This window comes from Streptomyces sp. NPDC041122, from assembly GCF_055592445.1.
Window position 1 is genome coordinate 284,088 of sequence record NZ_JBVIYQ010000004.1, and the last position, 26,278, is coordinate 310,365.

Annotated in this window: 25 protein-coding genes; 17 read left to right on the top strand and 8 right to left on the bottom strand. The window is 72.7% G+C overall.

Features of this window, described 5'->3' with window-relative positions; all coding sequences use genetic code 11:
* Positions 1-41 precede the first annotated feature (41 nt).
* The 4 genes from bioB to ACZ6B8_RS17385 all read left to right on the top strand — a co-directional run bounded on the left by bioB (position 42) and on the right by ACZ6B8_RS17385 (position 4,138).
* Positions 42-1,295, top strand: coding sequence for a biotin synthase BioB (gene bioB, locus ACZ6B8_RS17370; protein WP_471083370.1), 1,254 nt, complete (start codon positions 42-44; stop codon positions 1,293-1,295).
* Positions 1,288-2,568, top strand: coding sequence for an adenosylmethionine--8-amino-7-oxononanoate transaminase (locus ACZ6B8_RS17375; RefSeq protein WP_471607722.1), 1,281 nt, complete (start codon positions 1,288-1,290; stop codon positions 2,566-2,568). The genes bioB and ACZ6B8_RS17375 overlap by 8 nt, the downstream gene beginning before the upstream one ends.
* A gap of 3 nt (positions 2,569-2,571) precedes the next feature.
* Positions 2,572-3,300, top strand: coding sequence for a dethiobiotin synthase (bioD, locus tag ACZ6B8_RS17380; protein WP_471607723.1), 729 nt, complete (start codon positions 2,572-2,574; stop codon positions 3,298-3,300).
* A 160-nt stretch (positions 3,301-3,460) separates the two neighbouring features.
* The gene (locus ACZ6B8_RS17385) at positions 3,461-4,138 is read left to right on the top strand and encodes a class I SAM-dependent methyltransferase (RefSeq protein ID WP_471607724.1); all 678 of its coding nucleotides are present in this window, start codon (positions 3,461-3,463) and stop codon (positions 4,136-4,138) included.
* 63 nt (positions 4,139-4,201) lie between these two features.
* Here ACZ6B8_RS17385 and ACZ6B8_RS17390 read toward each other — a convergent pair whose 3' ends face one another.
* Entirely contained in the window at positions 4,202-4,540 is a 339-nt protein-coding gene (locus ACZ6B8_RS17390; RefSeq protein WP_471083927.1) for a fic family toxin-antitoxin system, toxin component, read from the bottom strand.
* 37 nt (positions 4,541-4,577) lie between these two features.
* Positions 4,578-4,826 carry a toxin-antitoxin system HicB family antitoxin gene (locus tag ACZ6B8_RS17395; RefSeq protein WP_362373300.1) on the bottom strand — a complete coding sequence of 83 codons (249 nt, stop codon included), beginning with the start codon at positions 4,824-4,826 and terminating at the stop codon, positions 4,578-4,580.
* A gap of 162 nt (positions 4,827-4,988) precedes the next feature.
* Between ACZ6B8_RS17395 and ACZ6B8_RS17400 the strand changes: the two genes are divergently transcribed.
* The 5 genes from ACZ6B8_RS17400 to ACZ6B8_RS17420 all read left to right on the top strand — a co-directional run bounded on the left by ACZ6B8_RS17400 (position 4,989) and on the right by ACZ6B8_RS17420 (position 11,527).
* The gene (locus tag ACZ6B8_RS17400) at positions 4,989-5,837 is read left to right on the top strand and encodes an ABC transporter ATP-binding protein (protein WP_471607725.1); all 849 of its coding nucleotides are present in this window, start codon (positions 4,989-4,991) and stop codon (positions 5,835-5,837) included.
* A 13-nt stretch (positions 5,838-5,850) separates the two neighbouring features.
* The gene (locus ACZ6B8_RS17405; protein ID WP_471607726.1) at positions 5,851-8,415 is read left to right on the top strand and encodes an ABC transporter permease; all 2,565 of its coding nucleotides are present in this window, start codon (positions 5,851-5,853) and stop codon (positions 8,413-8,415) included.
* A gap of 108 nt (positions 8,416-8,523) precedes the next feature.
* On the top strand, positions 8,524-9,012 hold the full coding sequence (locus ACZ6B8_RS17410) for a GNAT family N-acetyltransferase (protein ID WP_471607727.1): 489 nt from the start codon (positions 8,524-8,526) through the stop codon (positions 9,010-9,012).
* Positions 9,013-9,182: 170 nt separating this feature from the next.
* A complete protein-coding gene (locus ACZ6B8_RS17415) occupies positions 9,183-10,517 on the top strand; it encodes a hemolysin family protein (RefSeq protein WP_471607728.1) in 1,335 nt (444 codons plus the stop codon).
* Positions 10,514-11,527 carry a hemolysin family protein gene (locus ACZ6B8_RS17420; protein ID WP_471607729.1) on the top strand — a complete coding sequence of 338 codons (1,014 nt, stop codon included), beginning with the start codon at positions 10,514-10,516 and terminating at the stop codon, positions 11,525-11,527. The genes ACZ6B8_RS17415 and ACZ6B8_RS17420 overlap by 4 nt, the downstream gene beginning before the upstream one ends.
* A gap of 88 nt (positions 11,528-11,615) precedes the next feature.
* Here ACZ6B8_RS17420 and ACZ6B8_RS17425 read toward each other — a convergent pair whose 3' ends face one another.
* The 3 genes from ACZ6B8_RS17425 to yczE all read right to left on the bottom strand — a co-directional run bounded on the left by ACZ6B8_RS17425 (position 11,616) and on the right by yczE (position 13,164).
* Positions 11,616-11,876, bottom strand: coding sequence for a holin (locus ACZ6B8_RS17425; protein WP_471083342.1), 261 nt, complete (start codon positions 11,874-11,876; stop codon positions 11,616-11,618).
* A gap of 85 nt (positions 11,877-11,961) precedes the next feature.
* Positions 11,962-12,522, bottom strand: a complete 561-nt coding sequence (locus tag ACZ6B8_RS17430; protein ID WP_471083339.1) for an NADPH-dependent FMN reductase — start codon at positions 12,520-12,522, stop codon at positions 11,962-11,964.
* A gap of 12 nt (positions 12,523-12,534) precedes the next feature.
* The gene (gene yczE / locus ACZ6B8_RS17435; RefSeq protein ID WP_471607730.1) at positions 12,535-13,164 is read right to left on the bottom strand and encodes a membrane protein YczE; all 630 of its coding nucleotides are present in this window, start codon (positions 13,162-13,164) and stop codon (positions 12,535-12,537) included.
* Between the two features lie 87 nt (positions 13,165-13,251).
* On the opposite strand from yczE, the gene ACZ6B8_RS17440 reads away from it, so the two are divergent.
* From ACZ6B8_RS17440 to purB, 3 genes are all read left to right on the top strand, one after another.
* A complete protein-coding gene (locus ACZ6B8_RS17440; RefSeq protein ID WP_471607731.1) occupies positions 13,252-13,764 on the top strand; it encodes a MarR family winged helix-turn-helix transcriptional regulator in 513 nt (170 codons plus the stop codon).
* Between the two features lie 44 nt (positions 13,765-13,808).
* Positions 13,809-14,588 (top strand): SGNH/GDSL hydrolase family protein, encoded by a 780-nt coding sequence (locus tag ACZ6B8_RS17445; RefSeq protein WP_471083330.1) that lies wholly within the window; start codon positions 13,809-13,811, stop codon positions 14,586-14,588.
* A gap of 121 nt (positions 14,589-14,709) precedes the next feature.
* Entirely contained in the window at positions 14,710-16,152 is a 1,443-nt protein-coding gene (gene purB / locus ACZ6B8_RS17450) for an adenylosuccinate lyase (protein WP_471607732.1), read from the top strand.
* Positions 16,153-16,246: 94 nt separating this feature from the next.
* Here the strand turns inward: purB and lysA are convergent, their stop codons facing one another.
* Both lysA and ACZ6B8_RS17460 read right to left on the bottom strand, forming a co-directional pair.
* A complete protein-coding gene (gene lysA, locus ACZ6B8_RS17455) occupies positions 16,247-17,698 on the bottom strand; it encodes a diaminopimelate decarboxylase (protein WP_471083324.1) in 1,452 nt (483 codons plus the stop codon).
* A gap of 25 nt (positions 17,699-17,723) precedes the next feature.
* Positions 17,724-18,158 (bottom strand): SAV_915 family protein, encoded by a 435-nt coding sequence (locus ACZ6B8_RS17460; protein WP_471607733.1) that lies wholly within the window; start codon positions 18,156-18,158, stop codon positions 17,724-17,726.
* Positions 18,159-18,614: 456 nt separating this feature from the next.
* On the opposite strand from ACZ6B8_RS17460, the gene ACZ6B8_RS17465 reads away from it, so the two are divergent.
* The 5 genes from ACZ6B8_RS17465 (at position 18,615) to ACZ6B8_RS17485 (ending at position 25,763) form a co-directional block, all read left to right on the top strand.
* Positions 18,615-19,403 carry a GNAT family N-acetyltransferase gene (locus ACZ6B8_RS17465; protein ID WP_471083318.1) on the top strand — a complete coding sequence of 263 codons (789 nt, stop codon included), beginning with the start codon at positions 18,615-18,617 and terminating at the stop codon, positions 19,401-19,403.
* A gap of 215 nt (positions 19,404-19,618) precedes the next feature.
* Positions 19,619-21,466 carry a methylmalonyl-CoA mutase small subunit gene (gene mutA / locus ACZ6B8_RS17470; RefSeq protein WP_471607734.1) on the top strand — a complete coding sequence of 616 codons (1,848 nt, stop codon included), beginning with the start codon at positions 19,619-19,621 and terminating at the stop codon, positions 21,464-21,466.
* Positions 21,466-23,667, top strand: coding sequence for a methylmalonyl-CoA mutase (scpA, locus tag ACZ6B8_RS17475; protein ID WP_471607735.1), 2,202 nt, complete (start codon positions 21,466-21,468; stop codon positions 23,665-23,667). The genes mutA and scpA overlap by 1 nt, the downstream gene beginning before the upstream one ends.
* 18 nt (positions 23,668-23,685) lie before the next feature.
* Positions 23,686-24,693: a methylmalonyl Co-A mutase-associated GTPase MeaB gene (gene meaB, locus ACZ6B8_RS17480; RefSeq protein WP_471607736.1), complete on the top strand. Its 1,008-nt coding sequence runs from the start codon at positions 23,686-23,688 to the stop codon at positions 24,691-24,693.
* Between the two features lie 17 nt (positions 24,694-24,710).
* Positions 24,711-25,763 carry an enoyl-CoA hydratase/isomerase family protein gene (locus tag ACZ6B8_RS17485; protein WP_471607737.1) on the top strand — a complete coding sequence of 351 codons (1,053 nt, stop codon included), beginning with the start codon at positions 24,711-24,713 and terminating at the stop codon, positions 25,761-25,763.
* Positions 25,764-25,780: 17 nt separating this feature from the next.
* Here the strand turns inward: ACZ6B8_RS17485 and ACZ6B8_RS17490 are convergent, their stop codons facing one another.
* The gene (locus ACZ6B8_RS17490; RefSeq protein WP_471083302.1) at positions 25,781-26,236 is read right to left on the bottom strand and encodes a hypothetical protein; all 456 of its coding nucleotides are present in this window, start codon (positions 26,234-26,236) and stop codon (positions 25,781-25,783) included.
* Between the last annotated feature and the right edge of the window lie 42 nt (positions 26,237-26,278).

Below are 26,278 nucleotides of genomic sequence, written 5' to 3' on the forward strand. Positions count from 1 at the left end.
CTCCTTGGCCGGGGAGGCTGCCGTGCGTAAGGATCAGCGCCATGGATCTGCTGAACACGCTGGTGGACAAGGGGCTTCGGCGCGAGCTGCCGACCCGCGAAGAGGCGCTGGCCGTGCTGGCCACCTCCGACGACGATCTCCTGGACGTAGTGGCCGCCGCCGGGAGGGTGCGGCGGCAGTGGTTCGGGCGCCGGGTGAAACTCAACTATCTGGTCAATCTCAAGTCGGGTCTGTGCCCCGAGGACTGCTCGTACTGTTCGCAGCGGCTCGGCTCCAAGGCCGAGATCCTCAAGTACACCTGGCTGAAACCCGACGAGGCCTCGCAGGCCGCGGCGGCCGGTGTCGCGGGCGGCGCCAAGCGGGTCTGCCTGGTGGCCAGCGGCCGCGGACCGACCGACCGTGACGTCGACCGGGTGGCGCAGACCATCGCGGCGGTCAAGGAGCAGAACGAGGGCGTCGAGGTGTGCGCCTGCCTCGGCCTGCTCTCGGACGGTCAGGCGGAGCGGCTGCGGGGCGCGGGCGCCGACGCCTACAACCACAACCTCAACACGTCGGAGGCGACGTACGCGGGCATCACGAAGACCCACACGTACGCCGACCGCGTCGACACCGTGCAGAAGGCGCACGCGGCGGGCCTGTCCGCCTGCTCCGGGCTGATCGCGGGCATGGGCGAGAGCGACGAGGACCTCGTCGACGTGGTGTACGCGCTGCGCGAGCTCGACCCCGACTCGGTACCGGTCAACTTCCTGATCCCCTTCGAGGGCACCCCGCTGGCCAAGGAGTGGAACCTCACGCCGCAGCGCTGTCTGCGGATCCTCGCGATGGTCCGGTTCGTCTGCCCGGACGTGGAGGTGCGCATCGCGGGCGGCCGCGAGGTCCATCTGCGCTCGATGCAGCCGCTCGCCCTGAACCTCGCCAACTCCATCTTCCTCGGCGACTACCTGACCAGTGAGGGCCAGGCCGGCCAGGCGGACCTGGACATGATCGCGGACGCCGGTTTCGAGGTGGAGGGCGCGGACCAGGTCACGCTGCCGCGGCACCGCGCGGACGCGGCGGCGGGCGGCTGCGGCTCGCACGAGGCGGCCGGGTGCGGGTCCGGGGCGCACGAGGGCGCCGGCTGCGGCTCGCACGACGGCGGCGGCTGCGGTCCGTGCGGCACCCCCGGGCCGACCGCGGAGCAGGCCGCGGAGCCGGTGGCCGAGGCCGCGGTCGTGGCCGAACCGGGCGAGGCGCGGACGGACCTGGTGGCGGTGCGCCGCCGGGGCGCGGGAACGGACCTGGCCCCCAATGCCTGACCTCTCCACATCGGAGCTCCTCGCCCTCGACCGGCAGCACGTCTGGCACCCCTACGGGCCGATGCCGGGCCGCCAGGAACCCCTGGTCGTCGAGTCCGCGAGCGGCGTCCGGCTGCGCCTCGCCGACGGTGACACGGAGCTGGTCGACGGGATGTCGTCCTGGTGGTCGGCGATCCACGGCTACAACCACCCCGTCCTCAACGACGCGGTGCGCGGCCAGCTGGACCGCATGAGCCATGTCATGTTCGGCGGACTCACCCATGAGCCCGCGGTCCGGCTCGCGAAGCGCCTTGTCGACATGTCACCCGAAGGGCTCGAGCACGTCTTCCTCGCCGACTCCGGCTCCGTCTCGGTCGAGGTCGCCCTGAAGATGTGTCTCCAGTACTGGCGCTCCCTCGGCCGCCCCGCGAAGCAGCGGGTGCTGACCTGGCGCGGCGGCTACCACGGGGACACCTGGCAGCCGATGGCCGTCTGCGACCCCGACGGCGGCATGCACGAGCTCTGGCAGGGCGTCCTGCCGCGCCAGGTGTTCACGGACGCGCCGCCGGCGGCGTACGAGGAGTCGTACGCGACCCATCTGCACGACATGATCGAACGCCATGCGCACGAGCTGGCGGCTGTGATCGTCGAGCCCGTGGTGCAGGGCGCGGGCGGGATGCGCTTCCACTCCCCCGCCTATCTGCGGGTGCTGCGCGAGGCGTGCGACGCGCACGACGTGCTGCTCGTCTTCGACGAGATCGCGACGGGCTTCGGCCGTACGGGAGCGCTGTTCGCGGCGGACCACGCGGGCGTCACGCCCGATGTGATGTGCCTGGGCAAGTCGTTGACCGGCGGCTATCTGACGCTGGCGGCGACGCTGTGCACGGCGCGGGTCGCCGACGGCATCTCACGGGGCGAGGTGCCGGTGCTCGCGCACGGGCCGACGTTCATGGGCAACCCACTGGCCGCCGCGGTCGCCGGGGCCTCCATCGACCTGCTGCTCGGACAGGACTGGCAGACCGAGGTCAAGCGCATCGAGACGGGACTGCGGGACGGTCTGGCCGAGGCGGCGGGCCTCGCGTCCGTGCGGGAGGTCCGCGTCCTCGGTGCGATCGGGGTGGTCCAGCTGGACCACCCGGTGGACATGGCGGCGGCGACCCGCGCCGCGGTCCGTGAGGGCGTGTGGCTGCGGCCGTTCCGCGACCTGATCTACACGATGCCGCCGTTCATCACGGGGGACGACGACGTGGCGCGGATCGCCCGCGCGGTCTGCGCCGCGGCGCGGGAGGGCTGACACATGACGGTGATCATGGTGTCCGGTACGGGCACGGAGATCGGCAAGACGGTGACGACGGCCGCCGTGGCAGCGGTCGCACTCGCGGCGGGGCGGAGCGTCGCCGTGCTCAAGGGCACCCAGACCGGCGTGGCACCCGGCGAACCGGGCGACGCCCAGGAGGTGGCGCGGCTGGCCGGCGACACCGTCACCACACGCGAACTCGCCCGTTTCCCCGAGCCGCTGGCTCCCGACACCGCAGCCCGCCGGGCCGGAATGACACCGGTGAGCCCGCGGGACGTGGCCGACGCCGCCCGGAAGCTGGCCGTCGAGCACGACCTGGTCCTGGTCGAGGGCGCGGGCGGGCTGCTCGTACGCCTCGACGAGGAGGGCGGCACGCTGGCGGACGTGGCGCGGCTCCTGGACGCGCCCGTCCTGGTGGTCGCCCCGGCGGGGCTCGGCACCCTCAACGCGACGACGCTGACCGCGGAGGCCCTGCGGGCGCGCGGCGTGGCGCAGTTGGGTGTCGTCGTCGGCAGCTGGCCCGCGGCGCCGGACCTCGCGTCCCGGTGCAACCTCGCGGATCTTCCGGGTGCCTCCGGCCGGGCCCTGCTCGGGGCGATCCCCGAGGGGTCGGGGCAGCTGGACGGCCCGGCCTTCCGCGCGGCGGCCGGGAGTTGGCTCGGGCCCGAGCTCGGCGGCACCTGGGACGGGACGGCGTTCGCGGAGCGCGAGGCGCCCGCGCCGCGCTGACCCGGCCCGGCCGAGGTGACCGGACCGCCGGGGCGAGCCGTCCCGGCGGACCACCCGTAAGGGAGACGACACCACCAGAACACCCCGGCCCGGGAACTGCGGAGAACGGCCTCCCGAGGGGCACCATGGCGGTATCCGCCCGCTGTGCCGAGGAGGACCCATGTCGCCGCGCTCCGCCCGCTCCGCCGCGTCCCGGGACGCCGTGCACCACCCCGTCTTCGCCCGTTTCTACGCCCGTCAGAGTGTTGCCGCCGAGCCCTTGATCGGTCCCCGCCGCCGCGAGCTGCTCGCCGGGCTCTCCGGGCGGGTCATCGAGGTGGGCGCCGGCAACGGCCTCAACTTCGGGTACTACCCGGGTGCGGTCTCCGAGGTCGTGGCGATCGAACCGGAGCGCATGCTGCGGCGGTTGGCGGTCACCGCGGCGCTGCGCGCGGACGTGCCCGTCGACGTCGTGCCGGGTGCCGCCGAGGCGCTGCCCGTCAAGAGCGAGGCGTTCGACGCGGCCGTCCTCTCCCTGGTGCTGTGCAGTGTGCGCGACGTGCCGCGGGCGCTGGCCGAACTGCGGCGCGTGCTGCGGCCCGGCGGGCAGGTGCGGTTCTTCGAACACGGCCGCGCGCCGGGCACGCTGATGTCCGCCACGCAGCGCGCCCTGGACCGAACGGTGTGGCCGTCGCTGTTCGGCGGCTGTCACGTCGGGCGCGACACGCTCGGCGCGCTGCGCGAGGCCGGTTTCGAGGTGGGCGACCACCGCCATCTCCTGGTGCCCGCGAAGGGGCCGCGCCTGCCCACCTCGTACTGCGTGATCGGCACGGCACGGCGCCCGGACGGCACACCCTGACCTCCGGGGCCCTCCTTTCGGGGAGGGGGCATCAGGGCCGGCTCCGCAGCCGTGTCCGGGAAGTCACAGACTCCACTGGCGCAGCTCAGCCGCGATGTCGTGCACGCTCGCACCGTCCTCCTTCACCAGCCGCGCCAGGTCGCGCACCTGCTCGGGCGAGGTGACGACCTTGAGGCCGCTGGAGACGAGGTAGGCGTACGCGACGGAGGCGGCGAAGAGCGCGTTGGAGCGTTCGAGCGCGGGGATGTGCAGCAGGAGCTGGAGGAGCGCCGCCGCGCGGTCGTGCGCGGTTTCGTAGACGGGCATCCCGAATATCTCCGCCTCGTGTCTGGCGACGGCGGCGACGAGCGCGCCCCAGTCGGTGACCTGAGGGTCTCCGGGCGTCTTGTGTTCGGCGATCATCAGGAGCCAGGCAAGGTCGATTCTGAGATTCAACGGCTCAGCGACGACCTTCACGCAGCGGGCGGCTGCCCTCGCGTTCGACGCCGAACTCCTCGGCGAAGACGGACTCGTACTGCTTCATGAAGTCGGCGGCGGCCTCGACGAAGGTGTGTCCCACCTCGCCTGAGTCCTGTTTGACGAGCTCTTCGATGTAGCGGTTGACGCTCATGCCCCGGGCCAGGGCGCGCTCCCGCGCGGCCCGGGCGGTGCCCTCGTCCACGCGGACGTTCAACTGGGTCTTCGCCATACCGCCAAGCTAGCGCCCGAGTGCTAGCGCGACAAGGGCGCCGGACCATGCCCCTTACATGCGTCTCGGGGCCCGACCTCGGAGGGATACCGGACACCCAGGTGGCCCACTACTCTCGGCACGGTCACGGGAGTTGGAACGGCCACAACCCAGGAGGCCGCCTTGTCCACTGCTGCTTCGGCACCGTTCACGGGACGTTCGGGGGCCGCCGGGACCGCCGCGCGCGCCCGCGGCCTCACCAAGGCGTACGGCTCGGGCGAGACGACCGTCCTCGCCCTCGACTCGGTCGACGTGGACATCGCGCGTGAGCGCTTCACGGCCGTCATGGGACCCTCCGGTTCGGGGAAGTCCACCCTGATGCACTGTCTGGCGGGGCTCGACAGCGTCTCGGCGGGCCAGGTGTGGCTCGGGGACACGGAGATCACGGGGCTCAAGGAGCGTGAGCTGACCCGGCTGCGGCGGGACCGCATCGGTTTCATGTTCCAGTCCTTCAACCTCATCCCCACGCTCAACGCCCTGGAGAACATGACGCTCCCGATGGACATCGCGGGGCAGCGGCCGGACCGCGACTGGCTGGAGCACGTGATCGACACGCTGGGGCTGCGGGACCGCCTCGCACACCGGCCGGCGCAGCTGTCCGGCGGGCAGCAACAGCGGGTGGCGTGTGCGCGGGCGCTGGCCGCCAAACCCGAGCTGATCTTCGCCGACGAGCCGACGGGCAACCTCGACTCACGGGCCGGGCTCGAAGTCCTCGGCTTCCTGCGCGAGGCGGTGGACCAGCTCGGTCAGACGGTGGTGATGGTGACCCACGACCCCGGCGCGGCCGCCCACTCCGATCTGGTCCTCTTCCTCGCCGACGGCAGGATCGTGGACGACATGGAGCGCCCGACGGCGGACGCGGTCCTGGAGCGCATGAAGCGGTTCGACACGCTGCAGGCGATGACACCCGGAGCGCGGCGGCCACCCGACTCGGAGTCCACGCCCACCGACCGTCCGTCCGCACAGAGCTGAGCCGGGGGCCGCGGTGCTGAAGGCGACGCTCAGGAGCTTCCTCGCGCACAAGGGCAGACTGGTGCTCTCCGCGCTCGCCGTCATCCTCTCGGTGGCGTTCGTGACGGGCAGCCTGATCTTCTCGGACACCGTCACCCGTACCTTCGACCGCCTCTTCGCCTCCACGGCGGCCGACGTGACCGTCTCGCCCAAGAAGGACCTGGACGAGGCGGTGCCCTCGGGGCAGACACCGACGGTGCCGGCGCGCCTGAAGGACCGGGTGGACCGGATCGCCGGCGTCAAGGACACGCACGTCGACGCGGCGGTCGACAACATCACCGTCGTCGACCGCGACAACGAGTCCGTGGGCCCGACGACGGGCGCCCCGACCGTCGCCACCAACTGGTACCCCTCCGACCGCAGCCCCGTGGAGCTCACCTCGGGCCACGCACCGCGCGGGGCGGGCCAGGCGATGCTCGACGCAAACACCGCCGACAAGAAGGACGTGGGGATCGGCGACACCCTCACCGTCCTCGCGCGCCCCGGCTCCTTCAAGGTCGAGATCGTCGGCATCGCCACGTTCACCACCACCAACCCCGGCGCCGCCCTGGTCTATGTGGACACACCGACCGCACAGAACAAGCTCCTCGGCTCGGCGAACGCGGCGACGAGCATCTCGGTGACGGCCGCCGACGGCGTCTCCGACACCACCCTCAAGCGGCGGATGGCCGCCGTACTGGGTTCCGGCTACGAGCTGGAGACCGCCGACGAACAGGCCGAGTCGGCCGCCGCCCAGCTCGGCGGATTCCTGGACGTCATCAAGTACGTGATGCTCGGATTCGCCGGAGTCGCCGTCCTCGTGGGCATCTTCCTGATCGTCAACACCTTCTCGATGCTCATCGCGCAGCGCACGCGCGAGCTGGGTCTGCTGCGCGCGCTCGGCGCCGACCGCAAGCAGGTGCGCCGCTCCGTGCTCATCGAGGCGCTGCTGCTCGGCCTGGTCGGCTCCACGCTGGGGCTCGCCGCCGGGATCGGTCTCGCCCTGGGTCTTATCGAGCTGATCGGCCTGCTCGGGATGAACCTGAAGTCCACGGAGATGGTCATCGGGTGGGTGACGCCGGTCGCCGCGTACGTGGTCGGGGTCGGCGTCACGTTCGTCGCGGCGTATCTGCCGGCCCGGCGGGCCGCGCACGTCTCGCCGATGGCGGCCCTCGCCGACGCCGAGATCGCGGGCGTGGGGCGGCCGTTGCGGGTACGGGCGATCGCCGGCGCCCTCGTCGGCGCGGCCGGGGCCGCCGCGCTGGCGGGCTGCGCGGCCGCGACGAAGACCTCGTCGGCGGCGCCCCTGCTCGGCCTCGGCATCGTCCTGACCCTGATCGCCACCATCATCGCGGGGCCTCTCCTGGTCCGGCCGGTGATCCGGGTCCTCGGCGGCGCGTTCCCCGCGCTCTTCGGCTCGGTCGGCCGGATGAGCCAGCGCAACGCGCTGCGCAACCCGCGCCGCACCGGCGCCACGGCGGCCGCGCTGATGGTGGGACTCGCGCTGGTCGGCGGTCTTTCGGTGGCCAGTGCCTCGATGACGAAGTCGTTCGACCGGCAGATCGACAAGACCCTCGGTGCCGACTTCGTGGTGCAGAACAGCAGCTTCCTGCCGTTCACCTCGGAGATCACCGGCAAGGTCAAGGGCACCGACGGCGCGGGCCTCGTCGTGCGCCAGCGGTTCACCCCGATCGAACTGGCCCTGCCCGACGGCAAGAACGTCGAGTCGACCGCCGCGGGATACGATCCGCGACTCGACGACGTCGCCAAGGTCCGTTACGCGCGGGGGAGTTCACGCGCCGCGCTGGCGGCAGGCCGGATCGGCATGGACAAGGACTTCGCGCACCAGCACCGGGTGCGCGTCGGCGACACCCTGCACGCGACCTTCCCCGGCGGACGCGCGGCGAAGCTGACGGTCGGCGCGCTCACCGACCAGGACGCGGCCGAGGGGTTCGGCGTGGAGGGCGGCCTCTTCCTCGGGTTCGGCACGGTGGAGAAGTACGTGCCGGGCGGCCAGGACTCCGCGCTGTACGTCAACGCGGCCCCGGGCACGGACGCGGACACGCTGCGCGCCCGCCTGGACCGGACACTCGACCCGTATCCGCAGGTGCAGGTGCGCGACCAGGCCGACTACAAGGAGCTGATCCGGCAGCAGATCGCCGTGATGCTCTATCTCGTCTACGCGCTCCTCGGGCTCGCGATCGTCATCGCCGTGCTGGGGGTGGTCAACACCCTGGCGCTGTCGGTCGTGGAGCGCACCCGGGAGATCGGGCTGCTGCGCGCCATCGGGCTCGGCCGGCGTCAGCTGCGCCGGATGATCCGCCTGGAGTCGGTGGTGATCGCGGTGTTCGGCGCGCTGCTCGGGCTCGCGCTCGGTCTGGTCTGGGGCGTCGCCGTGCAGCAGATCCTCGCGCTCCAGGGCATGAAGGAGCTGGCGTTCCCCTGGACGACGATCGTCGCGGTGGTGATCGGCTCGGTGGTCGTCGGGCTCGCGGCGGCGCTGCTCCCCGCCCTGCGGGCGTCGCGCATGAACGTGCTGGCGGCCATCGCGCACGAGTGACGGGGCCGCGCACGAGTGACGGGCCAGGTACGGGCCCGGTGGCCCGGGCCTCCGTCCGCATCCTGAAACCGCGCTGCGCCGGAGATCGGCCGGTGATGGGATGCCGACATGGATGATCTTCGTGACGGCAGGGACGACCACGGCAGGGACGACCACGGCAGGGACGGCCTTCGCATACGGGCCGCCGCACCCGAGGACCTCGACGCGGTGCTGGCCTTCTGGAAGGTCGCCGCGGAAGGCACCAGCATCAGCGACGACCGCTCCGGCGTGGAGCGGCTCGTGGCCAGGGATCCCCAGGCGCTGATCCTCGCCGAACGCGACGGCGTGCTCGCCGGCACGGTCATCGTGGGGTTCGACGGCTGGCGCTGCCACCTGTACCGCCTGGCCGTCCATCCGGACCAGCGGAGGCGCGGCGTGGGGGCGGCGCTGCTCGCCGCCGCCGAGGAGCGTTTCGTGCGGCTCGGGGGGCGGCGCGCCGACGCGATGGTCCTGGACCGCAACGACCTCGCGCAGCACGCATGGCGCGCGGCGGGCTACGCTCCCGAACCACAATGGAGCCGTTGGGTGAAGCCGCTCTCGGAGCCGCTCACGCAGTGAGCCGCGACCCGAGGCGACAAGGGTTCGAGTGGCTTTGCCGATCCTTTACCATGGTTCCACCACTCGTATCCGACTGAAAGGTGTGAGCGTCCGCCCATGGGCGAGCCTCCCAGTACCCGACATCGCGCATTCCTCCCGCCCCTGTCCGATCATGGGACGGAGGTGACCCGATGACCGAAGTGCTCCTGCTCCTCGTGGCGCTGCTGCTCTGCCTGGCGTGCGGCGTCTTCGTCGCCGCGGAGTTCTCCCTCACCACGGTCGAGCGCAGCGAGCTCGAGCGGGCCGCCGAGCGGGGTGAGCGCGGCGCCGCCGGCGCCCTCAAAGCCGTCAAGAACCTCACGTTCCAGCTCTCCGGCGCGCAGCTCGGCATCACGGTCACCAACCTGGTGGTCGGCATGCTCTCCGAGCCCTCCATCGCCAAACTCATCGCGGGCCCGCTGCGCGACCTCGGTGTCCCCCGGTCGGCGGCCTCGTCCATCGCCCTGGTGCTCGGCACGGCCCTGTCGACGGTCTTCCTGATGGTCATCGGCGAGCTGGTCCCGAAGAACTGGGCGATCTCCTCGCCGCTCGCCATCGCCAAACGGGTGGCCACGCCGCAGCGCCTGTTCAGCGCCATGTTCCGGCCCTTCATCGCCCATCTGAACAACACCGCGAACCGTTCCGTACGCCGCTTCGGCCTGGAGCCCACCGAGGAGCTCGCCTCCGCCCGCGGCCCCAAGGAACTCATCGCGCTGGCCCGGCACTCCGCCAAGGCGGGGGCCCTGGAGGCGGACACCGCCGAGCTGTTCGTGCGCACCCTGAACCTCGCCGACCTGACCGCGGAGAACGTGATGACGCCCCGCGTCCAGGTCATGGCCCTCGATGTGCACGCCACCTGCGAGGACGTCGCCAACGCCACGCGCGCCACGGGTCTCTCCCGCTTCCCGGTCTACCGCGGCAACCTCGACACCGTCGTCGGCACCGCCCACATCAAGGACGTGCTGGCCGTACCGGCCGAGCGCAGGCAGCGCGTGTCCGTCGCCGAGCTGATGCGCGAGCCCCTGCTCGTACCGGAGACGCTGACCGTCGACCGGCTCCTCGACCGCCTCTCGGGCAAGCGCACCATGGCCGTGGTCATCGACGAGTACGGCGGCACCGCCGGCGTCGCCACCCTGGAGGACATCGTCGAGGAGGTCGTCGGCGAGGTGCGCGACGAGCACGACCCCCACGAGACGCCCGACATCGCCCTCGCCGGCACCGACGAGGACGGCAGAACCCTCTACTCCGCCGACGGCGCGGCCCGCACCGACCAGCTCGCGCGCGTCGGCCTGCGGGCGCCCGACGGGCCGTACGAGACGCTCGCCGGCCTCGTCGCCACGGAGCTCGGCCGCATCCCCGCCGTCGGTGACGGCGTCGACGTGGGCGGATGGCGGCTCGACGTCGTGGACGCCGCCGGGCGACGCGCCGCGCGGGTCCTGCTGCACGCGCCCCTGGAGTCCGACGACCACGAGGAGGATGCCCGATGACCGCCATCCAGTTGCTGATCGCGCTGGCGACGCTCGTCGTCAACGCCTTCTTCGTGGGCGCCGAGTTCGCGCTCATCTCCGTGCGCCGCAGCCAGATCGAGCCGTACGCGGACGAGGGGGACCGGCGCGCCAAGAGCGTGATGTGGGGCCTTCAGCACGTGTCGGCGCTGCTCGCCGCGGCGCAGCTGGGCATCACGCTGTGCACCCTGGTCCTCGGCATCGTCGCGGAGCCGGCCCTCGCGCATCTGCTGGAGCCGCTGTTCGACGTGGTCGGTGTGCCGGACGGCCTGGTCCACCCGATCTCGTTCGTGCTCGCGCTGATCGTGGCCACCTACCTGCACATGCTGCTCGGCGAGATGATCCCGAAGAACATCGCGCTGGCCGAGCCGGTGCGCTCGGCGCTGCTTCTCGGCCCGCCGCTGGTGGCGCTCGCACGGGCGCTGCGCCCGGTGATCTTCGCGATCAACGCGTTCGCCAACGGACTGCTGAAGCTGTTGCGCGTGGAGCCGAAGGACGAGGTGTCGGCGAGCTTCTCCGACGACGACCTTGCCCGCATGGTCAAGGACTCCGGTGACGCGGGGCTGATCGACGACCGCGCGCAGGAGCGGCTGCACGACGCGCTGGAGCTGGGCCGCCGTCCGGTCAGGGACGTGGTCCTGCCGCTGGAGGACGTCGTCTACGCGCGCGTGGGCGTCACCCCGGAGAAGCTGGAGCAGCTCTCGGCGGAGTCCGGGTTCTCCCGCTTCCCCGTGGTGGACGACGGCCGCCGCATCGTCGGCTATCTGCACGTCAAGGACGCCCTAGACCGAGCGCCGCGCGATCTGCCGTTCCGGGTGCCGGAGATGCGCAAGATCGCCCAGGTGCGCGAGACGACGCCGCTGGACGACGTGCTGACCGCCATGCGTGGCAGCCGTACGCACGTGGCGGCGGTACTCGGCGCGGACGGGCGGCTGGCCGGCATGGTCACGATGGAGGACGTGCTGCGCGAGCTCTTCGGCCAGCCCGCGTGATCCGCCGCGCGGACCGCTCGGCCCCTTAGGGAGACCGCCGGAGCCACGACCCGTCGTCGTGGCTCCGGCGTCACCGCTCCCCCAGCCCTCAGTGGGCGGGCTCACCCGCCCCTGCGGCCGTCGTCGGGTTCGGACGCTCGGTGATGCCCGGCCCGTCCGCGCCGGCCTCAGAGGCGCCGACCGCCGTCAGGACGGCGAGCAGCGCGGCGAGCCCCGCCGTCGCGAAGGCGGCGCCCCAGGCCACGTCCAGCAGGCTCGTCGCCCCGGCCACCAGAACGGCGGCCAGCGCCTGGGCGAACGTGCGGATCGCGCGTTCCGCGGTGGCCTTCCAGAATGCTGCGGTCCACATGACGGGCTCGCTCTCTCGTGACGACGGCGTGCCTCCGGCATACCGCGGGGCCACCGCGCTGCCCAGGGTCCGGGCGGCCGCCGTCTCAGACGGCGGCCGGCGTCGCGGCCAGGCGTGCCACGTCGTCGAGGAGGGTGGCCGCCTGCCCGGCCAACGCGGCGGTGCCCGAGAAGCTTCCGTAGGGGCCCACCAGATCCTCGATGCCGGGGACCGACACGCTCCGTCGCACGGGGCGCAGTCCCACCCTGCGCAGCACCGGCTCGATCATCTTCACGGCCGGAGCGCCACCCGAGCTGCCGGCGCTGTAGCTGATCAGCCCGACCGGTTTGCCCTTCCACTCCTGCTGCAGATAGTCGAGGGCGTTCTTGAGCGGCGCGGTGAAGCCGCCGTTGTACATCGGCATCACGAAGACGAAGCAGTCGGCGGCCGAGATGGTCGCGCTCCAGTCCTTGGTGTGCTGATGGACGTAACGCCCCTCCATCGGGTGCTCGGGCTCGTCGAAGAAGGGCAGGCCGACCTCGCCGAGGTCGATCAAGGTGGTGTCGAACTCGCCGCGGGCAGCGGCGAGTTCCGCGACCCAGGCGGCAAGCGGCCGTCCCGCCGAGGTGGGGCGGGTACTGGCCGAGACGACGTACAGACGGGGCATCGTGCCGATCCTTTACGTGGTGGTGGTGTCGCGAGGTGCCGCGACGCCGGGCTGGGAGAAGTGACGGATGGCGGGCTGGGCGAGAGGGCCGATCGCGAGGGCGAACAGCACCGTGCCGACGCCCACCGTGCCGCCGAGCAGCCAGCCGATCGCCAGGACGCAGACCTCGATCACGGTGCGCGCCAGGCGGATCGAGACACCGCGCCGTGCGAGGCCGGTCATCAGGCCGTCGCGCGGCCCGGGACCGAGACCCGCGCCGAGGTAGAGGCCGGTGGCCAGGGCGTTCAGTACGACGCCGGCGACGAGCAACGGCGCCCGCACGGCCAGGGAGCGCGGCTCGGGCAGCAGGGCGAGCGTCGCGTCGGCGGTGAGGCCGACGACCAGGATGTTGCAGAGCGTGCCGACGCCGGGCCGGACCCGCAGCGGTATCCAGGCCAGGAGCACCAGCGCGCCCACGATGTTCACCACCCAGCCGAAGGGCAGCCCCGTGGTGCGGGCCAGGCCTTGGTGCAGGGCGTCCCACGACGGAAGGCCCAGGTCCGCGACGACCATGAGCGCGATGCTCACGCCGAACAGCACGAGCCCGCCGAACAGGCAGAGCGACCGCGTGGCCATCGGCGCCTCCCGAGGACGGGTTCTCATGACGTCACCCTGATGGTTGACGTGTCACTCAGGACGGTAGAAGCGTGGTGAGTGACATGTCAACCACATCTCCGCTACGGTGGGCCCGTGCCCCAGGAACCTCTGCGCGCGCCCCTCGAATCCGGCCGCGCACCCCACGAACCCCGCTGGCTGAGCGGCCCCGAGCAGCGCGCCTGGCAGGCGTACCGCCGCATGTTCCTCCTGCTCAACGCCGAGCTCTCCCGCGACCTCAGCCGCCGGAGCGGGCTCTCCGAGCCCGACTACGACGTGCTGTCCAACCTGGGCGCCAGCCCGGGCCACCGGCGTCGCGTCAGTGAGCTCGCGGACCGCATGCTGTGGTCCCGCAGCCGCCTCTCCCACCACCTGGCGCGCATGCAGCAGCGCGGTCTCGTGGTGCGCGAGGAGTGCGCGACGGACGGCCGCGGAGCGGTCGTCGTGCTCACGGAGGAGGGGCTGCGCACCATCGAGGAGGCCGCGCCCCGACACGTGGAGTCCGTGCGCCGGCACTTCATGGATCTGCTGACCCCCGAACAGATCGAGGCCTTCGCCGACATCGGGGAGACGGTGGTGGCCCGGCTCTCCGGCGCCGATCACGACTGACACCCGACACCGACGGGCCCATGCGGGATACCATCGCTCCCGCCATGCAGATGAATGCCAACTACACCAGTCTCGTCGCGGTGGGCGACTCCTTCACCGAGGGCATGTCGGACCTGCTGCCCGACGGCACCTACCGCGGCTGGGCCGACCTCCTGGCCGGCCGGATGGCGGCGCGCACCCCCGGCTTCCGCTACGCGAACCTCGCGGTGCGGGGCAAGCTCATCGGCCAGATCGTCGACGAGCAGGTGGACGTCGCGGCCGCCATGCAGGCCGACGTGGTCACCCTCGTCGGCGGGCTCAACGACACGTTGCGCCCCAAGTGCGACATGGGCCGCGTGCGCGCCCTGCTCGAGGAGGCCGTGGAGCGGCTCGCCCCCTCCTGCAAGCAGCTCGTCCTGATGCGCAGCCCGGGCCGCAACGGCCCCGTCCTGCAGCGGTTCCGGCCGCGCATGGAGGAGCTCTACTCCTACGTCGAGGACCTGGCGGGACGGCACGACGCCCTGGTCGTGGACCTGTACGGCGCGGCCGTCCTCGGTGACCAGCGCCTGTGGGACGTGGACCGGCTGCACCCCACCGCCGAGGGCCATCGCAGGATCGCCGAGGCCGTGTGGCAGGCGCTCGGGTACGACGCCGAGGACGACTGGCAGAGCCCGCTGCCCGCCGCCGTGCCGCCGGGCTGGACCTCGCGCCGGATCGCCGACGCCCGCTTCGCCCGCCAGTACCTCGGCCCGTGGATCGGCCGCCGCCTCACCGGCCGCTCCTCCGGCGACGGCCGCGCCCCGAAGCGTCCCGACCTGCTCCCCTACGAGGACCCGCGCCCCTAGGGGCCGACCCCAGCCGTACGGGGCTCACTCGCGCGAAGACGGACGGCGCCCCGCTCTCGTAGCTTCCGACGAACGGGGGCGTGGCGCTGGCCTGCACGAATGCCCAGTAGAATCCGTACACGTGACTGCCGCGCCTGCAAAGCCCCGTATCCCGAACGTCCTCGCCGGACGTTATGCCTCCGCCGAGCTCGCCACCCTCTGGTCGCCCGAGCAGAAGGTGAAGCTGGAGCGTCAGCTCTGGCTCGCCGTGCTGCGCGCGCAGAAGGACCTCGGGATCGAGGTCCCGGACGCCGCCATCGCCGACTACGAGCGCGTGATCGACCAGGTCGACCTGGCCTCGATCGCCGAGCGCGAGAAGGTCACGCGCCACGACGTGAAGGCCCGCATCGAGGAGTTCAACGCCCTCGCCGGCCACGAGCACGTCCACAAGGGCATGACCTCGCGCGACCTCACGGAGAACGTGGAGCAGCTGCAGATCCGGCTCTCCCTGGAGCTGATCCGCTCCCGTACCGTCGCGGTCCTCGCCCGGCTCGGCAAGCTCGCCGGCGAGTACGCCGAGCTGGTCATGGCGGGCCGCTCCCACAACGTCGCCGCGCAGGCGACGACACTGGGCAAGCGCTTCGCGACCGGCGCCGACGAACTGCTCGTCGCCCACCGCCGCCTCGACGACCTGCTCGGCCGCTATCCGCTGCGCGGCATCAAGGGCCCGGTCGGCACCGCCCAGGACATGCTCGACCTGCTCGGCGGCGACGCGGAGAAGCTGAACGACCTGGAGCAGCGCATCGCCGGGCACCTCGGCTTCGACCGCGCGTTCACCTCGGTCGGCCAGGTCTACCCGCGCTCGCTCGACTACGAGGTCGTCACGGCGCTCGTGCAGGTCGCGTCGGCGCCCTCCTCGCTGGCCAAGACGATCCGTCTGATGGCGGGCCACGAACTGGTGACCGAGGGCTTCAAGCCGGGCCAGGTCGGCTCGTCCGCGATGCCGCACAAGATGAACACCCGCTCCTGCGAGCGTGTCAACGGCCTCACCGTCATCCTGCGCGGCTACGCCTCGATGACCGGCGAGCTGGCGGGCGACCAGTGGAACGAGGGCGACGTCTCCTGCTCCGTGGTGCGGCGCGTCGCCCTGCCGGACGCGTTCTTCGCGCTCGACGGCCTGCTGGAGACCTTCCTGACCGTGCTCGACGAGTTCGGCGCCTTCCCCGCCGTCGTCGCGCGCGAGCTGGACCGCTACCTCCCCTTCCTCGCCACCACCAAGGTCCTGATGGCCTCGGTGCGCGCGGGCGTCGGCCGTGAGGAGGCCCACGAGGCCATCAAGGAGAACGCGGTCGCCTCCGCGCTCGCCATGCGCGAGCAGGGCGCCGAGCGCAACGAACTGCTCGACAAGCTCGCCGCGGACGCCCGCATCCCGCTGGACCGCGCGGAGCTGGACGAGCTGATGGCCGACAAGCTGTCCTTCACCGGTGCCGCGAGCGACCAGGTCGGCACGGTCGTCGCGCAGATCGAGGCGCTGCTCAAGGAGCACCCCGAGGCAGCGGCCTACACGCCGGGCGCGATTCTCTGACGCCACCCGAGGGCCGGCCGAGCTCTGCCCGTCAGCACCACGTACGCGTCACGGCCCCGAGGCTTCCCGCCCCGGGGCCGTGACGCGCCCGCGATCAGAGACCGACGTCGCGGCTGCGGAAGTCCTCCAGCGACTCGCGGCGGACCAGCAGCCGTGCGTGCCCCTCGGACACGGCCACCACGGGCGGGCGGCCCACGAGGTTGTAGCCGGAGGCCATCGAGAGGTGGTACGCCCCGGCGACCGGGACGGCGAGCAGGTCTCCGGGGCGCACGTCGCCGGGGAGCGCCACGTCCGAGGCGAGGACGTCGCCCGCCTCGCAGTGCCGGCCGACGACCGTCACCGGGGCGGGACCGGCCGTGGAGCGCCGGCCGACCAGGCGCGGAACGTAGCGCACGCCGTAGAGGGCCGGTCGCGGATTGTCGCTCATCCCGCCGTCGACGGCGACGAACGTCGTGCCGCCGGTTCGCTTGACGGCGAGGACGCGGTAGAGCGCCACCCCGGCGGGGCCCGCGATGGCGCGGCCCGGCTCCACCACGAGGCGCGGCACCGGCAGGCCCGCCGCCGCACAGCTCTGTTCGAGCTCGGCCCGCACCCGGTGCGCGAGCGCGGTGACGTCGAGCGCCTCTTCTCCCGGGCGGTACGCGATGCCGTGGCCGCCGCCGAGGTCCAGTTCGGGGAGGGTGACGCCGTGCTGGTCCGCCGTGCGGGCCAGCAGCCCGACCAGACGGCGCACCGCGGCGACGAACGGCTTCACCGTGGTGATCTGTGAGCCCAGGTGGCAGTGCAGACCGACGAGTTCGAGGGTCGGCTGGTCCAGGATGCGGGCGATCGCGTGCTGTGCGGAGCCGTCGTTGAGGGACAGGCCGAACTTCTGGTCCTCGGTGCCCGTCCGGATCTTGGCGTGGCCGCCCGCCGCGATCCCCGGCACCACCCGGACCAGTACCTTCTGCCGGCTGCCCAGGGGTACGGCGGCGGCGATCCTGGCGATCTCCGAGGCGCTGTCGATGACGATCCGGCCCACCCCGAGCCGCAGGGCGGCCCGCAGGTCCTGCGGGCTCTTGGCGTTGCCGTGCAGCACGACGCGGTGGGCGGGGAACCCCGTCGTGACGGCCAGCTCCAGCTCGCCGGCCGAGCACACGTCCAGGCCGAGGCCCTCCTCGTCCACCCAGTGCGCCATGGCGCGGCACAGGAACGCCTTGGCCGCGTAGAGGACTTCGCCGTCCGGGAAGGCGCGCCGGTAGGTGCGGCAGCGGGCCCGTACCTCGCCTTCGTCGACGAGGTAGGCGGGGGTGCCGAAACGCTCGGCGATCTCGGTGAGCGGCACGCCGCCGACGGTGAGGTCGCCGTCGGCGAGGCGGGCGGTGGACGCGGGCCAGACGGACAGATCGTCGTCGTGCCGGATCGCCTCGTCACGCCCTGGCGTCTCGTCGCGCCGGATGCCGTCGTCGTACCGGGCCGGAGCCAGGGTGGCGGGTCCGGCGGGAATCGGTGTGGGCGTGGGCGCAGCCGCGGGCGCCGGGAGCGGGGGTATGCGCAGTGTGGTCATGACCGTTTCTCTCTTCGCCTCGTCCTCAGCCGAACCACAGGGTCAGGGCGCCCACTTGGGCGGCCGCGCCGGTGAGGCGCCGGGGGCCGCCCGCCGGGCTCAGGTCCGAGTCCGGGGCCGGGATTCGCCAGTCGGTCGTGCGGCGCTCTGGGGGCAGTCGCCGCGGGTGGCCCACGGCGTGGGCGGCCAGGCGCGGGTCCACGGTGACCTCGCCGACGCCGAGCGGCTCGGTCAGTGACCTGAGCGCCGGTTCGGAGAGGCGGATCCACGGCTGCCGGGGGCCCAGGGCGGCGCGCAGGCGCAGCTCGGTGGTGAAGGCGACGGCGGTGCGCCCGCCGACGGGGGTGCGGAACAGGCGGGCCACGCAGCCCGCGGGTCCCGGCCGGACGGGGACGAACAGGGGCCCGGCCGGGCCGGGTTCGCAGGGCTCGGGGTCCTCGTCGTACACAAGCGCGGTCATGGGATTCCTCCGGTGGAGACGGGGGGACGGTGGAGCGGGTGGTGACGGGGCAGACGGGACGGACAGGCGGTCCGGTGGGCACAGGAGTGCCGGAGGACCGCCGCATCCGGTACGAAACCGGCGGCACACGAAGACGGTATGCCCGGCACCCCGTGCCAACCGACCCTCCCTGACGTGACGTTGACGCGACGTCGCCGTCCTCTGACGCGATGCCGACGCTCGAGCCGTCCACTCGTATGGGTCGAGTCAGAGTCGATGAGGCGGTCTTGAGCCCGCTGGCGCGGGACAGTTGGATGTCCGGCACAGCGGGAGTCCGGCGCGGCGGCACTCGGCGCGGGGTGGTCGGCCCTCCGGCCGGGGCCCGGCCGGCCGGCGCACCCGGCGCATCCCGGCACACCGGTTCCACCCGCCGTCGCACCCGTTTCACTCGAAGGTCTCACTCCGGAGGAGCGCCTGATGATCGAGGTTCCCCCGCACCACCTGCCCGCCGTGCCCCGCTGGTTCGCCCCCGGGACGCCCGGGCCCGGCTCCCTGCCCGAGCACGTGGCGGCCGTCGGCGTCGGGCGCTGGTGGGCCGACCGTGCGCTCGATCCGCGGGCCGTGGCGGTCTCGTGCGCGGGCCATGTGCTGCTGCGCGGCGACGCGGGCAGCCTCGCGCCGGATCTGCTCGCCCCCTTCGCGCGCAGCCACGTCGAGGCTCCCGCCCCGTTCCTGCCGGTGCTCGGCGCCGCCTTCGACCGGCTCGTACCGGCCGAGCGGATGGTGTACGTGCACCGCGAGAAGGTGGACCCGCCTCGCGCGCCACGGGGCGTGACGGTCCGCCGGCTGGCGCCCGCCGACGCGCCCGCGCTCACCGCCCTCGGCCCGGAGTCGACCTGGATCCACGACAGTTGGGGCGGCCCCGAGGGCCTCGCCGCCTCCGGCCACGGCTGGGCGGCCGTCGACCGCGGCGGCCGGGTCGCCGCCGTGGCGTGCAGCTACTTCACCGGACAGGCGTACGAGGACGTGGCGGTGCTCACCGCGCCCGAGCGCCGGCGCGAGCGCCTGGCCCTCGCCTGCGTCACCGCGCTGTGCGCGGACATCGCCGCGCGCGGCCGCACGGCGAGCTGGTCCTGCGGCCGCGACAACCGCCCCAGCCGCCTGCTGGCCTGGACGGCCGGCTTCCGGCTGCAGCGCGAGTACGTCCAGTACGTCACGGGGACGCCCGTGGCGCCGCCCCGCCAGGCGACCCGCGTCTCCGCCTGACGCCCGGCGCGAGGAGCGAGGAGCGAGGAGCGGGCGGTGGGTGGCGGGGCGGTGGGTGCGCGGGCGCGTGGCCCGAAACCACGCCCTCCGCCCGGCTCGATGCCTGCGGCAATCAATAGCCGTCCGCTCGTTCGAGATCAAGAGCGATCAGAAGAGGGCAAGGTCACAGCCCTTGATGGCACCGCGTGCCATGGGTTGCGCCCTAGCATCGGGGCATGACGGTCCTGCCTGACGACGGGCTTTCGCTGGCCGCCGAGTTCCCTGATGCGACCCATGAGCAGTGGCAGCGCCTGGTGGAAGGCGTGCTGCGCAAATCGGGTAAGGACGCATCGGGGACGGCCGCCGAGGAAGCACTGTCCACCGCCCTCGAGGACGGGCTCACCACCCGCCCTCTGTACACCGCCCGCGACGCGACACCCGATGTCGGACATCCCGGCTTTGCCCCCTTCGTACGCGGTGGCACAGCCGGCGGCACCGCGGCGACGGGCTGGGACGTGCGGCAGCGCCACACGAGCTCCGACGCCGCCCGGACCAACGAGGCCGTCCTCGCGGACCTGGAGAACGGCGTCACGTCCGTGTGGCTGGGGGTGGGCGCGAACGGCGTCCCGGTCTCCGCTCTGGCGTCGGCGCTGAAGGGCGTCTATCTCGACCTCGCGCCGATCGCACTGGACGCGGGGGCCGAATTCGCCCCGGCGGCACGGGCGTTGCTCGGCCTGTACGCGGCCGCCGGCGTCCCCGCGGAGTCGGCGCGCGGCACCTTGGGCGCGGACGTGCTCGCCCACGAGGCCCGGACCGGCGAGGCGTTGGACCCGGCCGAGGCCGTGGAGCTCGCCCGGCTCTGCGTGCGGAGCCACCCCGGCCTGCGGGCCCTCACGGTGGACGCGCTGCCCTACCACGAGGCCGGCGGCTCGGCGGCGCAGGAGCTCGGCGCCTCGCTCGCCACGGGCGTCTCCTATCTGCGCGAGCTGACCGCCGCGGGGCTCTCGGTCGAAGAGGGCTGCGCCCAGCTGGAGTTCCGCTACGCGGCCACCGCGGACCAGTTCCTGACCATCGCCAAGCTGCGTGCGGCCCGCCGGCTGTGGGCGCGGGTGGCCGAGGTGTGCGGCTCCGCCGCGGCGGGCGCGCAGCGTCAGCACGCGGTGACCTCACCGGTGATGATGACCCGGCGCGACCCGTGGGTGAACATGCTGCGCACCACCGTGGCCTGCCTGGGCGCGGGCGTGGGCGGCGCCGACTCCGTCACCGTGCTGCCGTTCGACCACTCCCTGGGCCTGCCCGACGCGTTCGCGCGCCGCATCGCCCGTAACACCTCGACGATCCTCATCGAGGAGTCCCATCTCGCCCGGGTGATCGACCCCGCGGGCGGCTCCTGGTACGTGGAGCGGCTCACCGACGAACTCGCGCGGGCCGGCTGGGCGTTCTTCCAGGAGATCGAGCGCGCGGGCGGCCAGGCCGCGGCCCTGCGCTCCGGGATGGTGGGCGAACACCTCGCCGCCACCTGGGCCGAGCGCGGCAAGAAGCTCGCCGAGCGCCGTGAACCCATCACGGGCGTCAGCGAGTTCCCGCAGCTCGTCGAGCGGCCCGTGGAGCGTGAGACCGCGCCCGCCGGCCCTTCGGGCGGACTGCCCCGGGTGCGCCGCGACGAGGCGTACGAGGCACTGCGCGCCCGCTCGGACGCCCACCTCGCGCGGACCGGTGCGCGCCCGAAGGTGTTCCTCGCCGCGCTGGGCCCCGCCGCCGCGCACACCGCGCGGGCCACGTTCGCCTCGAACCTCTTCCAGGCGGGCGGCATCGAGGCCGTCCACGAGCCCGCGACGGTGGATCCCGGTACGGCCGCCGAGGCGTTCCGGGCCAGCGGCGCGAGCGTCGCGTGCCTGTGCTCCAGCGACGCGCTCTACGCCGAACAGGCCGACGCCGTCGCGCGGGCCCTCAAGTCGGCGGGCGCGCAGCGGGTGTTCCTGGCCGGACGCGGGGAGTACGCCGATGTCGACGCGTACGTCTTCGCGGGCTGTGACGCCGTCGCCGTGCTCTCCTCCACCCTCGACCGCATGGGAGTGGCGTAATGCGGATCCCCGACTTCTCCTCCATCGACCTGGACGCCGGGGCCGGCGCCGACGGGTCCCACGAGCAGTGGCGCACGGCGGTGAAGGAGTCCACCGGCAGGTCCGAGAGCGATCTGCTGTGGGAGACGCCCGAGGGTATCGCGGTGAAGCCGCTGTACACCGGCGCCGACGTGGAGGGCCTGGATTTCCTCGGGACCTACCCGGGCGTCGCGCCGTATCTGCGCGGCCCGTACCCGACGATGTACGTCAACCAGCCCTGGACCATCCGGCAGTACGCGGGATTTTCCACCGCCGAGGAGTCCAACGCCTTCTACCGCCGCAACCTCGCGGCCGGGCAGAAGGGCCTCTCGGTCGCCTTCGACCTGCCCACGCACCGCGGATACGACAGTGACCACCCGCGCGTGACGGGTGACGTCGGCATGGCGGGCGTCGCGATCGACTCGATCTACGACATGCGTCAGCTCTTCGACGGCATCCCGCTGGACAAGATGACGGTGTCGATGACGATGAACGGCGCCGTGCTGCCCGTGCTCGCGCTCTACATCGTGGCGGCCGAGGAGCAGGGCGTACCGCCCGAGAAGCTGGCCGGGACCATTCAGAACGACATCCTCAAGGAGTTCATGGTCCGCAACACCTACATCTATCCGCCGAAGCCCTCGATGCGGATCATCTCCGACATCTTCGCGTACACCTCGCAGAAGATGCCGCGCTACAACTCCATCTCGATCTCCGGCTACCACATCCAGGAGGCGGGCGCGACAGCCGACTTGGAGCTGGCGTACACCCTCGCCGACGGCGTGGAGTACCTGCGCGCCGGCCAGGAGGCGGGCCTGGACGTGGACGCGTTCGCGCCGCGGCTCTCCTTCTTCTGGGCGATCGGCATGAACTTCTTCATGGAGGTCGCCAAGCTCCGCGCGGCGCGCCTGCTGTGGGCGAAGCTGGTCAAGCAGTTCGACCCGAAGAACGCCAAGTCCCTCTCGCTGCGCACCCATTCGCAGACGTCGGGCTGGTCGCTGACCGCGCAGGACGTGTTCAACAACGTCACGCGCACCTGTGTCGAGGCGATGGCGGCGACGCAGGGCCACACCCAGTCGCTGCACACCAACGCCCTGGACGAGGCCCTCGCCCTGCCGACGGACTTCTCCGCGCGCATCGCCCGCAACACCCAGCTGTTGATCCAGCAGGAGTCGGGGACGACGCGGACCATCGACCCGTGGGGCGGCAGCGCATACGTCGAGAAGCTCACGTACGACCTGGCGCGCCGTGCCTGGCAGCACATCGAGGAGGTCGAGGCGGCGGGCGGCATGGCGCAGGCCATCGACGCCGGCATCCCGAAGCTGCGCGTCGAGGAGGCCGCCGCGCGCACGCAGGCGCGCATCGACTCGGGGCGCCAGCCGGTCATCGGCGTCAACAAGTACCGGGTGGAGAGCGACGAACAGATCGACGTCCTCAAGGTCGACAACTCCTCGGTGCGCACCCAGCAGATCGCCAAGCTGCGGCGGCTGCGCGAGGAGCGCGACGAGCGGGCGTGCCAGGACGCGCTGCGCGCGCTCACCGCGGCGGCCCAGCGCGGCTCCGGACCCGGCCTGGAGGGGAATCTGCTCGCCCTCGCGGTCGACGCGGCCCGCGCCAAGGCCACGGTCGGTGAGATCTCCGACGCACTGGAGAGCGTGTACGGGCGGCACGCGGGCCAGATCCGTACGATCTCCGGTGTGTACCGCAGCGAAGCAGGCCAGTCCCCGTCCGTCGAGCGGACGCGCACGCTGGTGGACGCGTTCGACGAGGCCGAGGGGCGCAGGCCGCGCATCCTGGTCGCCAAGATGGGCCAGGACGGCCACGACCGCGGCCAGAAGGTCATCGCCAGTGCCTTCGCCGACCTGGGCTTCGATGTCGACGTCGGCCCGTTGTTCCAGACCCCGGCGGAGGTCGCGCGCCAGGCCGTCGAGGCGGACGTGCACATCGTCGGCGTCTCCTCGCTGGCCGCGGGGCACCTCACCCTCGTACCCGCGCTGCGCGAGGAGCTGGCCGCCGAGGGGCGCGAGGACATCATGATCGTGGTGGGCGGCGTGATCCCGCCGCAGGACGTCGAGGCCCTGCACGAGGCGGGCGCCACCGCGGTCTTCCCGCCCGGCACGGTGATCCCGGACGCGGCGTACGACCTGGTGAACCGCCTCGCGGCCGACCTCGGCCACACGCTGTGAGCCGGTGAGCGCCGACCCATGCCTGTGACGATCGACATCGACGCCTACGCGAAGGGCGTCCTCGACGGGAAGCGCGCGTTCATCGCGCGCGCCATCACGCTCGTGGAGTCGACACGGCCGCACCACCGGGAGCTGGCGCAGGAGCTGCTCACCGAGTTGCTTCCGCACAGCGGGCGGGCGCGGCGGATCGGCATCAGCGGGGTGCCGGGCGTCGGCAAGTCCACGTTCATCGATGCCCTCGGCACGATGCTCACCTCGCTCGGCCACCGGGTCGCGGTGCTCGCCGTCGACCCGTCCTCCACGCGCACGGGCGGCTCCATCCTGGGTGACAAGACCAGGATGGAGCGGCTCTCGCAGGACCCCGCGGCCTTCGTCCGCCCGTCGCCGTCCGCGGGCACGCTCGGCGGCGTCGCCAAGGCGACCCGCGAGTCCATCGTGGTGATGGAGACGGCGGGCTACGACGTGGTGCTCGTGGAGACCGTGGGCGTCGGGCAGTCGGAGACGGCCGTCGCGAACATGGTCGACACGTTCCTGCTGCTGACTCTGGCCCGCACCGGCGACCAGCTGCAGGGCATCAAGAAGGGGGTCCTGGAGCTCGCCGACGTCATCGCCGTGAACAAGGCGGACGGCCCGCACGAGAGGGACGCGCGCTCGGCGGCGCGTGAACTGGCGGGCGCGCTGCGCCTCATGCATCCGGCCGACGCGGCGTGGACCCCGCCGGTGCTCACCTGCAGTGCCCGCGAGTCCAGCGGCCTCGACACCCTGTGGGACCGGATCGAGCAGCACCGCGCCCTGCTCGACTCGTCCGGCCGCCTCGCCGCCAAACGCCGCGACCAGCAGATCGACTGGACGTGGGCCATGGTCCGGGACGAGTTGCTGGGCAGGCTGCGGGACCACCCCGCCGTGCGCGGAGTCACCCCTGAACTGGAGCAGCGCGTACGGGAGGGTACGTTGACGGCGACCTCGGCCGCCGAGCAGATCCTGGACGCGTTCCAGGGCGGCGGCCCGACGACGCGCCCCACGTGAACGGAGCCACCCGCACCATGAACGCCACCGCCGACGAAGCCCCCGTCCTGCTGCGCCGCGAAGGCCGCGCCGGGCACCTCGTCCTGAACCGCCCCCGGGCCATCAACGCCCTGAACCACACGATGGTCCGGATCATGGCGGACGCCCTCGACGCGTGGGAGCACGACGAGGCGGTGGCGGCCGTGGTGCTCACCGGCGCCGGGGAGCGCGGGCTGTGCGCCGGCGGGGACATCCGGTCCATCCACGACGACGTCCGCGCCGGGCGCCCCGCGGCCGCGGCCGCCTTCTGGCACGACGAGTACCTCCTCAACGCCCGTATCGCCCGCTTCCCGAAGCCTTATGTCGCGGTGATGGACGGCATCGTCATGGGCGGCGGGGTGGGCGTCTCGGCACACGGCGGCGTGCGGGTGGTCACCGAACGCTCCCGGGTGGCGATGCCGGAGACCGGTATCGGCTTCGTGCCCGACGTGGGCGGGACGTACCTCCTGACGCGCACGCCCGGCGAGCTCGGAACGCACCTCGCGCTGACGGGTTCGCCGGTGGGGGCGGGCGACGCGCTGCTGTGCGGCCTCGCCGACCACTTCGTGCCGTCCGAACGGCTGCCGGAGTTCACCGCGGCGCTCACGGACACCGAGGTGGCCGACGCCGTACGGGAGTTCGCGATCAGCGCTCCCGCGGGGGAACTGGCCGCGTACCGGGAGTGGATCGACCACTGCTACGCCGGGGACTCCGTCGAGGAGATCGTCGACCGGCTGCACGCGTCCGGGGACCGGCACGCCAAGGAAGCGGCCGAGACGATCCTCGCCAAGTCACCGACCTCCCTGAAGGTCACGCTGGCGGCGCTGCGCCGGGCCCGGGAACTGCCGTCCCTGGAGGCCGTCCTGGAGCAGGAGTACCGCGTCTCGTGCGCGGCCCTCGCCTCACCCGACCTGGCGGAGGGCATCCGCGCCCAGGTGGTCGACAAGGACCGCAGGCCGCGCTGGTCGCCCGCGGAGTTGTCACGCGTGACGGAGGCGGACGTCGCCCGGCACTTCGCGCCGGCCGCGACCGGTTCGCTCGGTCTCGTCTGAGGAGGCAGCCCGCACCCTCACGGCGGGTCGGTCTCCGTGACCACTGCGAGGAGCTGGAAGGGCAGTTCCTTGTCCCACTGCGCGACGCCCAGGGCTATCCAGCGGCCGTCCGCCCGCCAGAGGTGGAGGTCGGGGACACAGGCGCTCAACTGCGCCCACGGCTCCGGTATCTCCTCGTCCGCGTCGCCGAAGTCCACGGCCACGGTGCGCTCGAAGAGACTCGCGAGGCTGAACCTCTGCGGCGGTCCCCACCGCTCGGCGAGGAGGACGGTCAGGGCGTCGCGCTCGGCGTCGTACTGCTCCTCGGTGAGGTGCCATCGCGTGCCGTCGTCCTCCCAGAACGTCTCGCTGGTCAGTAACTCGGCGATGTGGAACCCGGGGCCCTCACTGCCGCACTCCGACCTGCCGTGCTCGGCGGGGAACTCCCGGGAGCGCAGCAGGTCGATCACGGCGAGATGCTGTGCGGTGCTCATGACGTCCAGTAAACCGGGCGCCACTGACAACGCGTCATGAGC